This window comes from Phenylobacterium sp. J426, from assembly GCF_024699945.1.
Taxonomy (GTDB): domain Bacteria; phylum Pseudomonadota; class Alphaproteobacteria; order Caulobacterales; family Caulobacteraceae; genus Phenylobacterium.
This window is the reverse complement of the sequence record NZ_JAJOMY010000001.1, coordinates 2,570,971-2,583,950: the sequence shown is the minus strand read 5'-3', so window position 1 is coordinate 2,583,950 and position 12,980 is coordinate 2,570,971. Positions and strand designations below refer to the sequence as shown.

10 protein-coding genes are annotated in these 12,980 nt (G+C 70.4%); 4 read left to right on the top strand and 6 right to left on the bottom strand.

Annotated elements, in window-relative coordinates; genetic code table 11:
- Nucleotide 1: 1 nt before the first annotated feature.
- Together LRS10_RS13540 and LRS10_RS13535 are read left to right on the top strand one after the other, a co-directional pair.
- Nucleotides 2–277, top strand: a complete 276-nt coding sequence (locus tag LRS10_RS13540; protein WP_257837731.1) for a metal-sensitive transcriptional regulator — start codon at nt 2–4, stop codon at nt 275–277.
- 107 nt (nt 278–384) lie between these two features.
- Nucleotides 385–603, top strand: coding sequence for an ammonium transporter family protein (locus tag LRS10_RS13535; protein WP_257837730.1), 219 nt, complete (start codon nt 385–387; stop codon nt 601–603).
- A gap of 69 nt (nt 604–672) precedes the next feature.
- Here LRS10_RS13535 and LRS10_RS13530 read toward each other — a convergent pair whose 3' ends face one another.
- From LRS10_RS13530 to LRS10_RS13520, 3 genes are read right to left on the bottom strand one after another with little or no spacing between them, the layout of a single operon-like run.
- A complete protein-coding gene (locus LRS10_RS13530) occupies nt 673–1,539 on the bottom strand; it encodes a DUF3618 domain-containing protein (protein WP_257837729.1) in 867 nt (288 codons plus the stop codon).
- Nucleotide 1,540: 1 nt separating this feature from the next.
- The gene (locus LRS10_RS13525; protein ID WP_257837728.1) at nt 1,541–1,921 is read right to left on the bottom strand and encodes a phage holin family protein; all 381 of its coding nucleotides are present in this window, start codon (nt 1,919–1,921) and stop codon (nt 1,541–1,543) included.
- A gap of 17 nt (nt 1,922–1,938) precedes the next feature.
- Entirely contained in the window at nt 1,939–2,691 is a 753-nt protein-coding gene (locus LRS10_RS13520) for a hypothetical protein (protein WP_257837727.1), read from the bottom strand.
- A 215-nt stretch (nt 2,692–2,906) separates the two neighbouring features.
- Here LRS10_RS13520 and LRS10_RS13515 point away from each other — a divergent pair, with 215 nt between their 5' ends.
- Together LRS10_RS13515 and LRS10_RS13510 are read left to right on the top strand one after the other, a co-directional pair.
- Complete coding sequence (locus LRS10_RS13515) at nt 2,907–4,610, top strand: M28 family metallopeptidase (protein ID WP_257837726.1); 1,704 nt, start codon at nt 2,907–2,909, stop codon at nt 4,608–4,610.
- A gap of 96 nt (nt 4,611–4,706) precedes the next feature.
- On the top strand, nt 4,707–5,099 hold the full coding sequence (locus LRS10_RS13510; RefSeq protein WP_257837725.1) for a hypothetical protein: 393 nt from the start codon (nt 4,707–4,709) through the stop codon (nt 5,097–5,099).
- Nucleotides 5,100–5,114: 15 nt separating this feature from the next.
- Here the strand turns inward: LRS10_RS13510 and LRS10_RS13505 are convergent, their stop codons facing one another.
- From LRS10_RS13505 to LRS10_RS13495, 3 genes are all read right to left on the bottom strand, one after another.
- Nucleotides 5,115–5,486 carry an EthD domain-containing protein gene (locus tag LRS10_RS13505; RefSeq protein WP_257837724.1) on the bottom strand — a complete coding sequence of 124 codons (372 nt, stop codon included), beginning with the start codon at nt 5,484–5,486 and terminating at the stop codon, nt 5,115–5,117.
- Nucleotides 5,487–5,846: 360 nt separating this feature from the next.
- Nucleotides 5,847–6,431 (bottom strand): calcium-binding protein, encoded by a 585-nt coding sequence (locus LRS10_RS13500; protein ID WP_257837723.1) that lies wholly within the window; start codon nt 6,429–6,431, stop codon nt 5,847–5,849.
- Complete coding sequence (locus LRS10_RS13495) at nt 6,358–12,975, bottom strand: hypothetical protein (RefSeq protein ID WP_257837722.1); 6,618 nt, start codon at nt 12,973–12,975, stop codon at nt 6,358–6,360. Before LRS10_RS13495 ends, LRS10_RS13500 begins: the two co-directional genes overlap by 74 nt.
- Nucleotides 12,976–12,980: the final 5 nt, after the last annotated feature.

Sequence of the window (12,980 nt, the reverse complement as noted above, 5' to 3'; positions counted from 1 at the left end):
CATGGATCGTAACGACAAACCCCGCCTGCTGAACCGTCTGAACCGCGTGGAGGGCCAGGTCCGCGGCATCGCCCGGATGATCGAGGAAGACCGCTACTGCATCGACGTGCTCACCCAGATCCAGGCGGTCCGCGCCGCCCTGGCCAAGGTCGAGACCGAAATGCTGCGCGACCATCTCGGCCATTGCATCGAAGGCGCCATCGTCAGCGGCGACAAGGACGAGCAGCGGAAGAAGGCGTCCGAACTGATCCAGCTCCTCGAGCGCACCGCCCGATAGCCGGCGCGGCTTTCATCCCGCCTGCTGGAGGCGGTATGATCGAGGTCAATCGTGAGCCGCGCGGCCGGACCTATGGTCGCCGCCAGTCGTCAATACGGAGATCCGCCATGAACCTGATGAAGTCGGCCGCGATCGGCCTCGCCCTCGCCGTGATCGGCGCCGGCGGCGCGCTCGCCGCAGAGGAAATGGCCTGTTGCAAGGACAAGAAGCCCTGCTGCGAACAGATGAAGGACGGCAAGCCCATGCCGTGCTGCGACCACCACAAGAAGGAGGCGCCGAAGCCCGACGCGCCGAAGCCGCCGGCCGAGCACCAGCACCAGCACTGATCCCGCCTGCCGGATGTGAAAAGGGCGGCTCCCTGCGGAGCCGCCCTTCGTCATTCTGGCCTGAGTTTCCTAGTGCTGCAGGCGGGTGTCGACCTCGTCGCGCACCGTCGAGACGCCGGCGTCGGCGAGCGCCTTGGCCTTGTCCTTCAGGGTCGAGCCCTCGCCTTCCGGGCCGGTCTGCCGATGCAGCTCGTTCTTGACCTGACCATAGGCGCGCTCGGCGACGGTGCGGGCTTCGTCCAGCGAGGTTTTCGCCAGGTCGCGGCCGCGGCCGACCAGCTTGTCCCGGTGCGGGCCGATGTATCGGTTCTCGGTCCGGGTGGCCGGGAACGAGGCGCCGATGGCCACGCCCACCGCCAGCCCGATCGCGCCGATGATCAGCGGCTCGGTGTCCAGGGTCTCCTGGTAGCGGACCTGGGCGCGATGGCCGAGGTCGCCCGCGCGGGTCTGCACCGAGCCCATCAGGCCGGTCGCCCGGGTCTTCGCCGTGCCGACGCCGTCGGTGGTCGAGGTGCGGGCCGTGTCCACTGCGCCCGAGACCTTGTCCTTGGCGGTGTGGATGCCGGACTTGGCCGCCTGCACCGCCTCGCGGGCCTTGGACTTGATCTTGTCCTTCAGTCCGCCGTTCTCGTCATAACCTTCATAGGTCTCGTAGTAGCCCTGCCCCGTGTAGGGGTCGTAGCCCTTGTTCTTCCGGCTCTGGCTCAGCGCCAGCCAGGCGATCCCGGCGCCGATCAGCGCGACCGGGATCGGGTTTTCCTTGGCCTGCTCCACCACCGTGGTCAGGACCTTGTTGCTCGTTCCGCCCATGATCCTCGTCGCCTCGTCGAACAGTTCCTTGGGTTGCATCTTGTCCTTGAGCGCCTCGACCGTCCGGTCGATCTGCCCCCGGGTGGCCTCGACCTCGAGCTCCACCTCTGCCGAAGACTTGGTCATCCTACTTTCCCTTCACAAGTTGGGCGTCCTTCTGGAGCTGGCGCGCCGTCCGGTCGGGTTTCAGGTTTTCGGGCTTCAGCATCTTGAGCCCGGCGCGGATCAGCACGACGCCGACCGCCGCCACCGCCACGCCGACGATCAGCGCGGCGAAGGCCGGATGCATGTACTCCGACAGCGCCGCCACCAGCGCCGCCAGCAGAACGCCGAGCGCCGCCAGCACGAAGACGCCGCCGGCGACGATCTCGCCCGCCGCCTTGCCGGCGGTGTGCAGCTTCTCCGTCATCTCGGTGCGGACGAGTTCGGACTCCTTGCGCACCAGGGTGGCCAGGTCCGTCGTCAGCTGCGAGACGAGCTCGGGCAGCGTCCGAGCATCTGTCCTCATGCCGTCGTCCATCGGGTTCAGACCCCCGACGGACGGCCGGTGGGCCCAGCGCCCAGCCCGTCGCCCAACTGGTCGAGATCCGTGGCCGTCATGTCTTCGGTCCCGTCGCCCAGCACGTCAGAGGCCATGACCTCGGCGTCCGTGCCCTGGACGCCCAGGCTGTCATCCATGGTCGTCGAAAGGTCGGCCGACGCGAGGGTCGTGGGCGCGCTCGCCAGGCCGCCGGCCGCGCCGACTTCCAGGTCGTCCGAACCGACTGCGCCCGAGTAGGCCGTGGTCGCGATCGGATAGGGCGCGCCGCCCACCTCGCCCGACAGGCCGGACATCTCTTCCGAGGCGCGCACGAAACGGCCCAGGGCCAAACCGGCCAGCACGGCGCCGCCGATGAAGGCCACCGGATGGCGGCGGCCGAAGTCGCGCACCGCGTCCAGGAGCTCCTCGGGCTGCTTGCCGGCCAGGTTGCGCGAGAAGTTCTCCAGCCCATCGGCCGCCTGGCCGATCAGCCGCGCCGCCGGGCTCTGGTCGGCCTGGGCCAGTTCGTCGCCCGCCCGCCGGATGGCGTTGGCGAAATCGCCGAGCGTCCTGGTGGCCGTCTCGGTCCGGCGTTGCGCCTCGGTGCGCGCCTTCTCCTGCGCGGCCGAAGCGAAGGTCTGCGCTTCCTGCTTCAGCGCCTGGCTGGCCTGGCCGATCGCGGCCTTGGCCTGGGCCTTGGCTCCGGAGCCTTCCGCTCCCGAACCCATCGCGCCGCCGGTGGTGTCGAATTCGCTCATGAGGTCTCTCCGCAAGCCGCACGCCAATCCCACGCAACCCGGGGCAGGCGAATATCATCGCGCGCCGCGAGCTTCGCCGCGCGCTTCCCGTAAACGCATCGGACCGCCGATCGGTCCGGCCGGGCGCGGCGAAAACAGCAAAATTCTTCGCAGGTTCCCTCCCAGCCGCGGATCGGGTGGAAACTGGGGGCTGCGCGGGCCTATAGGTGAGCCCCATGAAAGCGCTTATCGCCGCCGCGGCCGTGTTCGCCGCAAGCCCCGCCCTCGCCCAGGCTCCCGTCCAGACGCCAGGACAGAAGCCGGCGCAGAAGCTGGACACCAGCGCCGGGCCCATCTCGGCCCAGCGGATCTCCGACATCACCCGCGAACTGGCCAGCGATCCCTATGCCGGGCGCGCGCCCGGCGGTCCCGGCGAACCGAAGACCATCGATTATCTGGTGAAGCAGTTCCAGGCGCTCGGCCTCGAGCCGGCCGGCGACAAGGGCTCTTTCGTCCAGGACGTCCAGCTCTACCGCTTCCAGACCCAACCGAACGGCGCCTACAGCCTCAAGGCGCCGGGCCTCTCCAAGACCCTGCAGACCCAGACCGATCTGCGCGTCGAGACCCAGCGGCCCGTCGAGCAGGTCCGGATCCAGGACGCGCCGCTGGTGTTCGTCGGCTACGGCGTCACCGCGCCCGAGCGGGGGTGGGACGACTTCAAGGGCGTGGACCTGAAGGGCAAGGTCGCGCTGATCCTGATCAACGATCCCGACTTCGAGGCACAGCCTGGCGAACCCGTGGCCGGCAGGTTCGGCGGCAAGGCGGCCACCTATTATGCGCGCTGGACCTACAAGTACGAGGAGGCGGTCCGCCAGGGCGCGCTGGGCGCGCTCATCGTCCACGAGACCGCCGGCGCCGCCTATCCCTGGAGCACCGTGGTCGCCGGCGGCGGCGAGAGCTACGACGTCGTCCGGCAGGATCCCGCCTCGGCCCGCCTGCTGATGCAGGGCTGGATCCAGCGGCCGCTAACCGTCGAGCTCTTCAAGGCCGCCGGCCTCGACTTCGAGGCCGAGAAGGCCCGCGCCCGCACGGCCGCCTTCCGGCCCGTCGAGCTCAAGGGCGCGAGCTTCTCCGCCGACTACCGCAACGCCGTCGAGCAGCTCACCAGCCGCAATGTGGTGGGCGCCATCCGCGGCTCGAAGCATCCCGACGAGACGATCATGTACTCGACCCATTGGGACGCCTACGGGATCGGCGCGCCGGACGCCCAGGGGGCCACGATCCGCCCCGGCGCGCTGGACAGCGCCAGCGGGGTGGGCGGCGTCATCGAGACCGCACGCGCCTTCAAGGCGGGGCCGCGTCCGCAGCGCACCATCCTCTTCGGGCTCTGGACCGGCGAAGAGCGCGGCCTGCTGGGTTCGGAGTACTTCGCCCAGACCAGCCCCTACGCCGCCGGCAAGATGGTCGCCAGCATCGCCTACGACACCTTCCATCCGCTCGGCCCGACCCGCGACGTGGTGCTGATCGGCTCGGGCCAGAACCAGCTCGAGGACCGACTGCGCGCCGCCGCCGCCAAGCGCGGCCGGACGATCACCCCCGACCCGCGGCCCGAGCGCGCTCTGAACTATCGCGCCGACCACTTCTCCTTCGGACGCCGCGGCGTGCCCACCCTGCTGCTGATGGCGCTGGCCGGAGGCCCCGACGTGGTCGACGGCGGACGCGCGAAAGGTGACCAGTGGGTCGAGGAGTTCACCGCCCGCTGCTACCACCAGACCTGCGACCGGTGGGAAACCTGGCACGACTACTCCGGCGCTGCGGCGGACGTGAACCTCGCCTTCGAGATCGGCAAGGCGCTCGCCAACTCCCGCGACTGGCCGGAATGGAACGCCGGCTCCGAGCTCGGCGCCATCCGGGCCGAGACGGCCGCACAGCGGAAGTAGCCCTCCGCCCCAGTGGGGCCTTAGCTGACCGCGGCGTTCAGCCGCGGTTCAGCCGGCGGGGCGGAGGATGGCGCGCAAGATCAGGAGGCTTCCTCAATGCGTAAGTTCCTCACCGCCTCTGTCGCCGCCGTCACCGCCGCGGCCGCGGTCGCCGCGAGCGCCGCCCCGGCCGAGGCCCGCGACTACCGCCGCTACCACCGCGGCAACGACAACGACGCTGCGGCCGCCGCCATCGTGGCCGGCGTCGCCGGCCTCGCCCTGGGCGCGGCCATCGCCGGCAACAACAACAGCCGCGGCTACTACGGGAACAGCTACTACGGCGGCGGCTACGCGCCGCGGTACGGCTACGACTACCGCTACGACCGGCCCTACTCCTACGGATATGGACCGAGCTATGGCTACGCCGCGCGCACCTGCACGGCCAAGGAGCGGTTCTACGATCCCTACGCCGGCCGCCACGTGACCGTGAAGCGTCGCTACGCCTGCTAGCTTCCGCCTAGACTGCTAGCCTCCGACGACCACGCGCTCCTCGCTCCACCAGAGCGGGGAGCGCGGCAGGTCGATGAACTTCCGCTCGTCCTCGAGCAGCAGCCGCCCTGCGGCCTGCGCCTCCGGCCGCGATCCGTTGGCCGCCACCGCCTCCAGACTGTCGAACCACAACTCGGCCACCCCATCATACTCGGGCGGCGCCTCGCGGCTCGCACGAATCCCGGCGCTCGCCTCCGGCGGCAGGCTGTGCAGCTGCACATAGCGCCGGATCTGCAGCGTCTCGGCCACGCTCGCCACCAGCGGGGCATGGGTGTTGAACCAGTACTCCTGGAACGCCGCGCGCGTCAGATGCGGCAGCCGCGTCAGGCAGAAGGTCAGCTTGATCACCGGCGATCCTCCGAGCGTCGTTTTCGACACCCTAACACCGCGCGCCCGCTTGACCGCGACTCCAGTTTAAACTAAACACATAGCTACTGGATTATCGAATCTCGTCACCCGGGGTCGGGCCCAGGCGCGCCCCCGTCTGCGGCCCGCGGCGTCTCACCCCTCCCCCCCGAGCACGCTTCCATCCCCGGGTGACGAGGACCACCGAGGTGAAGCCTGCATGCGCGCGCGTTACGAGATCCGCTGGTCGCGGGTGCCGGAAGTCCTCGCCCTCACCGCGTCGGCGCTGGGCCTCGTGGCCGTCCTGCTCGGCGCGCTCTAGCGTGGCGAAGCGGCCGGACCCGAAGGTCCGGCCACAGGCCCTTACCCCACCGTGATCCAGCCGTCGCTGAGGCTGGTGAGTTGCACGCCCACCAGGGTCATCTGCGCGCCGCCGGTCATGGTGATGACCGTGTCTGCGCCGACCTGCGCGACGCTGTACGTCGTGCCGGCCAGGAGGTTCACCCGGTCGCCTTCGGCGAAGTTGAAGTCCATGACGCGGTCGATGCCCGCGTCGCCCCAGCTGTGGAAGATGTCCGCGCCGACGCCGCCGTAGAGGGTGTCGCTGCCGCGATCCCCCGCCAGCCAGTCGTCCCCGTCGCCGCCGTAGACGAGGTCGTCGCCCTGACCCCCGCGGACCCAGTCGTTGCCGGCGCCGCCATAGACGGTGTCCTCGCCCAGGTTGCCCAGCACCACGTCGTGGCCGTCGTCGCCGAACAGCAGGTCCTGCCCCTGCCCGCCGACCACCCAGTCGCCGCCGCCGCCGCCATGCACGGTGTCGTTGCCGATGTTGCCGTGGGCGTCGTCGAAGTCGTCGCCGCCCCAGATCACGTCGTCATCGTCGCCGCCGCGAAGGAAGTTCCGGCCTTCGCCGCCATAGATGACGTCGTTGCCGATCCCCCCGAACACCGAGGTCGTCGCCCTTGTCGCCGAACAGGATGTCGTTCCCGGCGTCGCCATTGACCACGTCGTTGTCCTGGCCGCCGTGGAGGGTGTCGTTACCGTCGCCGCCGTTGAGGACGTCGTCGCCGGTGTTGCCGTGGACGAAATCGTCGCCCGCACCCGCCGAGACCGTGTCGTTGCCCGCCCCGGCCTGCACCGAATCCGGCCCGGCGCTGAGGAACAGGTTGTCGGCCCCCGAGGTCGGGATGGCGAAGCCGCCACCGCCGCCGCCGCCGCCGTCACCCCCGCCGCCGAGGGCGGCGCCGTTGCCGTCCGTCGTCTGGTCGGCGAACTGCAGGCGCTCGATGTTGCGCAGGTTGTCGATCCCGTCCGGACCGCTGATCTGGATCACGCCGCCGCCAAGCGCCGTGATCGTGTAGTCCGAGCGGTTGCCGGTGAAGATCGCCACGTCCAGCGTGCCGGCTCCGCCGTCGAGGGTGTCGTTGCCCGCGCCGCCGATCAGCGTGTCATTGTCGCTGCCGCCGCTCAGGCTGTCGTCGCCGAGCCCACCGTCGAGCCGGTCGTTGCCGCCCGCCCCGATCAGGGTGTCCTCGCCTGCGAAGCCCTTGGCGTCGATGGACTCGTTCGACGTCATCGCGGTGGCGTCCAGCAGGTTGTCGTCCACCGTGCCGTCGTAGTGGATGGTGTTCGGCGCCAGGCCCGTGGTGCTGAAGTTGCCCTCCAGGATCAGACGGATGACGCTGATCACCAGCTCGGCCACGTTCGTCACCGTCAGGTCGGGCGTTCCGTCGCCGTCGAGGTCCAGCAGCAGGTTGTTGCCGGACACCGTGATCTTCGGTGTCGAGCTCGGCGTGGCCAGAGGCGGAGCTTCGATGGTCAGCTGGTCGTTGCCGCCGCCGCCGTTCACCGTCACGACCGGATCGCCCGGCGTCCAGTTTTCCGGCGACCACAGGAACGTCTCCTGGCCGGCGCTGCCGTTGATCTCCGCCGCCGGCAGGAACCCGCCGGTGAAGTTGGCCGCGGTGAGGCCCAGGCTGCTGTTCTCCAGGCGCACCAGCGTGACGTAGTCGTCCTCGCCGCTGTCGGCGTCCACCTGCACGAGGGTGGCGTTGCCTTCCTGCACGAGGCGCAGGTAGCCCGCTGTGAAGGGGTTCTCCACGCCGTCCCAGGTGGTGTTGTTCGTCAGCCACTGGACGAGGTTCAGGATGTCGCCGCCCGTGCCGGCCTGGAAGCCGATCACCGTTGTGGCGCCGGTCGGCGTCGCGGTCGAAAGGCGGATCTCGTCGGCCCCGGCGCCGCCCTGGATGGTCGACGCCGTCGTGCCGGTGGTCACCGTGTCGTTGTAGGCCGAGCCGACCACGCCTTCGATGCTGACCCAGGTGTCGACGCCCGTCCCGCCGCCGGCGGTCTGGGTGGTCAACGACAGGTCGATCGTCACGGCGCCGCTGGCGCCGGCGTAGGAAGCCAGGTCGTTGCCCGCGCCGCCGACGAGGCTGTCGTCGCCGGCTCCGCCCTCGAGGACGTTGTTCCCGCCGTCGCCGGTCAGCGTGTCGTTGTACGCCGAGCCGATGACGTTCTCGATGCCCGTCAGGCTGTCCGTGCCGGCTCCGGTGGCCGCGCCGGTCTGCAGATTGACGGTCACCGCGCCCGCCGCGTCGGCGTAGGAGGCCGTGTCGATCCCCCCGCCGCCGTCGAGGCTGTCATTGCCTGCCCCTCCGATCAGCAGGTCGTTCTCCGTCCCGCCGACCAGGGTGTCGGCGCCGTCGCCGCCCAAGAGGGTGTCCGCCCCAGCCTGGCCGGAGAGGACGTCGTCCCCGTCGAGGCCGGAGATGCTGTCGGCGCCCGCGCCGCCGAACAGGCTGTTGGCGGTGGCCGATCCGGTCAGGGTGTCCGCGAAGGCCGAGCCGTTCACGTTCTCGATGCTGACCAGCGTGTCGGAACCGGCGCCGCCGGTGGCCGTGCCCGCCGTCAGGTTCACGTTCACGCCGCCGGCGGCGTCCACATAGAGCGCCACGTCGATCCCGGCGCCGCCGTCGAGGCTGTCGTTGCCGGCCCCGCCGCTTAGCTGATCGTTGCCCCCGCCGCCCAGCAGGGTGTCGGCGCCGTTGCCGCCGGACAGGGTGTCGTTGCCCTGGACGATGGCCGGGTCGGTGTCGATGTCGTAGCGGGTGATGACTCCGTCGCCGTCCGGGAAGATCACGCCGTCGCCCAGCAGCAGGTCATTGCCGTCGCCGCCTGACAGGCTGTCCGCGCCGCCCCAGCCCGCCAGAACGTTGGCGCCGCTGTCGCCCGTCAGGGTGTCGCCGCCGATCATCGTGCCGACGACGTTCTCGACGCCTGTGATGGTCATCACGCCCTGGCCGGTGTTCTGGGCCGAGGTCTGCGTGAGGTTCACGCTCGCGCCGTTGGCCAGCAGGGTCACGGAATAGAACAGTAGGGTGTCGACGCCGTTGCCGCCGGAGACCGTGTGGCCGCCGAAGCCCACGGTCAGCAGGTCGTCGCCGTTACCGCCGGACAGGCTGTCCGTGCCGCCCGTGCCCCACAGCCAGTTGTCGCCGTCGTTGCCGATCAGCGTGTCGTTGAAGTTGGAGCCGGTCAGGTGCTCGATCGAGACCAGCGTGTCCGTGCCCCACAGCGTGGTTTGCGGTCCGGTGATCGCCAGGCTGACGTTCACGCCGTTGGTGGCGTCGTTGTAGGAGACCCGGTCGTTGCCCGCGCCGCCGTCGAGGCTGTCGGATCCTGGGCCGCCGACGAGGAGGTCGGCGCCGTTGCCGCCGGACAGGGTGTCGTTCCCCGCTTCCCCGCGGAGCGTGTCGCGATCGTCGCCGCCGGAGAGGCTGTCCGATCCGCCGCCACCGATCAGGGTGTCGGCGCCGGCGAGACCCGCATAGGTGTCGGCGCCATTGCCGCCCTGCCAGCTGTCGGCGCCGGACGTGCCGACCAGGTTCTCGCCGCCGTCCGCCGAGACCACGCCGTCGTCGAACTGGAGCCACTCGACGTTGGTCAGGGTGTCGACGCCGTCCGGCCCGCTGACGGTGATCACGCCGTTCGCCGCGATCACGATCGTGTACGCCGAGCGCAGGCCTGCGAAGACCGCGGTGTCGATGCCGCCGCCGCCGTCGATGGTGTCGTTGCCGGCTCCGCCGACCAGCGTGTCGTCGCCCTCGACGCCCGAGGGCGATCCCGGGAACGGCGTGAGGCTGCTCGAGATCGCGCCGCCCTGCGGACCGATCTCCCCGTCGCCCCAGAGGCGATCGGCTCCGGCCCCGCCGACGAGGCTGTCAGAGCCCTTCATGCCGGCCAGCGTGTTCGCCTCATCGTTGCCGATGAGGGTGTCGCCATGGATCGTGCCCGAGACGTTCTCGACGCCCGAGACGATCCAGGTTCCCTGACCGGTCGCCTGAGCCGAAGTCTGGCGAAGGTCGAGGCTGACGCCCGCCGCGTTGATGGCGCTGTAACCCAGGACAATGGTGTCCGTGCCATTGCCGCCGGCGAGCGTGTGGTCGCCGGCCGAGACCATCAGCGTATCGTCGCCGTCACGGCCCGAAAGATTGTCGGACCCGCCGTTGTGACCCCACAGCCAGTTGTTCTGGCTGTCGCCGGCCAGCGTGTCGTTGCCGCTCGTCCCGGACACCGCCTCGACGTTGACGATTGTCTTCGTGCCGTGGCCGGTGGCCTGGGCCGAGGTGATGGCCAGGTCCACGTTGACCGGCGGGCCGCCGTCGAAGGCCACCCGGTCGAAGCCGGCGCCCCCGTCGATGTAATCGTTCCCCGTTCCGGCGAAGAAGAAGTCGGCGCCGTTGCCACCGAGCATGGTGTCGTCGCCGTTCCAGCCGCTGAACTGATCGTCGCCGTCGCCGCCGATGAGGCTGTCGGCGCCGTTGCCGCCGTTCAGCGTGTCGTTCCCGCCGAGGCCGTTCAGGGTATCGGCGCCTTCGCCGCCCACGAGGCTGTCGTTGCCGGCGCCGCCGTTGATGCTGGCGTTGTAGAGGGGCGTCGCGATCGTCCCGTCGGCGAACTGCAGCTGCTCGACGTTCGTCAGCGTGTCCGTGCCGTCCGGCGAGCCGCTCCGGTTGTCGACCACCGTCACCGTGCCGTTGGCCGCCACGGTGATCAGGTAGTCGGCCTGGTTGCCCGAGAACACCGCTCTGTCGGTCCCGGCTCCGCCGTCGATGACGTCGTTGCCCAGGCCGCCGACCAGGGTGTCCGCGCCGTTCCCGCCGTTCAGAGTGTCGTTGTAGGTGACCGTGAAGGACGCGCCCGACACCGCGCCGAAGTTGTCGGCGGTGCTGATGCCGCCGGCGACATCGCCATAGGTGGCGCCGTCGCCCAGCAGTTGGTCGTCGCCGTCGCCGCCCGACAGGCTGTCCGACCCGCCCCAGCCGGCCAGCACATTGGCGCCGGTGTCGCCGGTCAGCGTGTCGTTGCCGTACATCGTGCCGGTCAGGTTCTCGAACCCGGTCAGGGTCATGCTGCCCTGGGTCGTGTTCTGCGGCGCGCCCTGGCTGGCCAGCGACGCCGTCACCGGCCCGGTCAGGGTTTCCGAGTAGAACGAGAGCGTGTCGACACCATTGCCGCCCGAGACCGTGTGGGCGCCCTGGCCGACCGAGACCAGGTCATTGCCATTGCCGCCGGACAGGCTGTCCGAGCCGCCCAGGCCCCACAGCCAGTTGTCGCCGTCGTCGCCCGTCAGGGTGTCGTTGTGGTTCGAGCCGGTCAGGTGCTCGATGCTCGTCAGGGTGTCCGAACCCTCGCCGGTCGCCGTGCCGGTCGCCAGGCTGGCGTTCACGCCCGCCGCCGACAGGCCGAAGCTGGCCCGGTCGTTGCCCGCGCCGCCGTCCAAGGCGTCGTCGCCCGCGCCGCCGACCAGCAGGTCCGCACCGTCGCCGCCCGAGAGGCTGTCGTTGCCGTCCTGCCCGCGCAGCACGTCGGCGCCGTCCTCGCCCGACAGCGTGTCCGCCCCGTTGCCGCCCTCGATGGTGTCGTTGCCGGCGCCGCCGGCGATCGAGTCCGCGCCCGTTCCGCCCAGCAGGCTGTCGTTGCCCGACGTGCCGCTGCCGGGCGTATAGACCGGAGCCGGAATCGAGCCGTCGGAGAACTGCAGCGTCTCCACGCCCGCGAGCGTGTCCGTGCCGTCCGGTGAGTTCGTCCGGTTGTCCACGATGGTCACCACGCCGTCCGGCGCGACCGTGATGGTGTAGTCGCCCTGGGCGCCGCTGAAGATCGCCACATCGGCGCCCGCGCCGCCCACCAGGCTGTCGTTGCCCGCGCCGCCCACCAGGGTGTCCGCGCCGTCGCCGCCGATCAGGGTGTCCGCGCCGCCGGCCCCGACGTCCGCCGTCACCACGATCGGGCCGGCGGTGCCGAAGCCCTCGCTGTCGACGTCGACCTTGCCGTCACCCAGCAGGACGTCGTCGCCACCGCCTCCGACGAGGGAGTCCGAGCCGGCATAGCCTGCGAGCAGGTTGGCGTTGTTGTCGCCGGTCAGGGTGTCGTTGAGCTGCGCGCCCGAGAGGTTCTCGAAGCCCTGGATCACCATGGAGCCCTGGCCGGTGACCTGCGGGGTCGTTCCCTGGGCCGCCAGCGAGACGTTCACTCCGGCGGTGATGTCGGGCTGCGTGACCCCCGCCGTGGCCGCGAGGAACGACAGGGTGTCGCTGCTCCCCGCGCCGCCGTCCAGGGTGTGGGCGCCCGCGCCCACCACGATCAGGTCGTTGCCGTCGCCGCCGGATAGGCTGTCGTCGCCGACCACGCCCGAGCCGTCCGAACCGCCCCAGATCCAGTTGTCGCCGCTGTCGCCGATCAGGGTGTCGTTGAACCGCGTGCCCGACACATGCTCGATGCTGATCAGGGTGTCCCAGCCGCTGACGGCGCCGGTGTTCTGCGCCACGCCCTGGATTCTGAGGTCCACCTGGACGCCGTGCGTGGCGCCGGAGCTGTAGGCCGCCCGGTCGATCCCCGCGCCGCCGTCCAGAACGTCGTTGCCCGCGCCGCCCACGAGGAAGTCGTTGCCGTCGTCGCCGCGCAGCGTGTCGTCGCCGCCCTGCCCCCGCAGGCCGTCGAAGCCCGCGCCGCCGATCAGCAGGTTGTTGGCGCCGTCGCCCCAGAGGATGTCATGCCAGTTGCCGCCGACGACATTCTCGATGCCGGTCAGCGTCCCCTCGGTCCCGGACCAGCCGGTCCCGTTCCAGCGTTGAAGCGTACCGGCCGACAGGTTCACCTGCACCGAGGTGGTCTCGGCCGCGTACACCGCGGTGTCGATGCCGTCGCCGCCGTTGAGCGTGTCGATCCCCGGGCCGCCGATCAGGGTGTCGTCGCCGCCGCCGCCCGACAGGCTGTCGTTCCCGGCCTCGCCGGTGAGCAGGTTGGCGCCGGCGTTGCCGGTGATCGTGTCGTTCCCGAAGCTGCCGCCGACGTTCTCGACGTTGGTGATCGTATCCGTGCCGTGGTCGGCGTTGATGACCTGCGGCCCGGTGTTCGACAGATCGACCTGGAAGCCGGCCGAGCCGGAGAACAGCACCATGTCGATGCCGTCGCCGCCGTCGATCACGTCGT

Excerpts from the sequence above, each read along its gene's own strand:
- LRS10_RS13510 (WP_257837725.1), top strand. The coding sequence starts at position 4,707 with ATGCGTAAGTTCCTCACCGCCTCTGTCGCCGCCGTCACCGCCGCGGCC.
- LRS10_RS13515 (WP_257837726.1), top strand. The coding sequence starts at position 2,907 with ATGAAAGCGCTTATCGCCGCCGCGGCCGTGTTCGCCGCAAGCCCCGCC.
- LRS10_RS13520 (WP_257837727.1), bottom strand. The coding sequence starts at position 2,691 with ATGAGCGAATTCGACACCACCGGCGGCGCGATGGGTTCGGGAGCGGAA.
- LRS10_RS13535 (WP_257837730.1), top strand. The coding sequence starts at position 385 with ATGAACCTGATGAAGTCGGCCGCGATCGGCCTCGCCCTCGCCGTGATC.
- LRS10_RS13525 (WP_257837728.1), bottom strand. The coding sequence starts at position 1,921 with ATGAGGACAGATGCTCGGACGCTGCCCGAGCTCGTCTCGCAGCTGACG.
- LRS10_RS13530 (WP_257837729.1), bottom strand. The coding sequence starts at position 1,539 with ATGACCAAGTCTTCGGCAGAGGTGGAGCTCGAGGTCGAGGCCACCCGG.
- LRS10_RS13540 (WP_257837731.1), top strand. The coding sequence starts at position 2 with ATGGATCGTAACGACAAACCCCGCCTGCTGAACCGTCTGAACCGCGTG.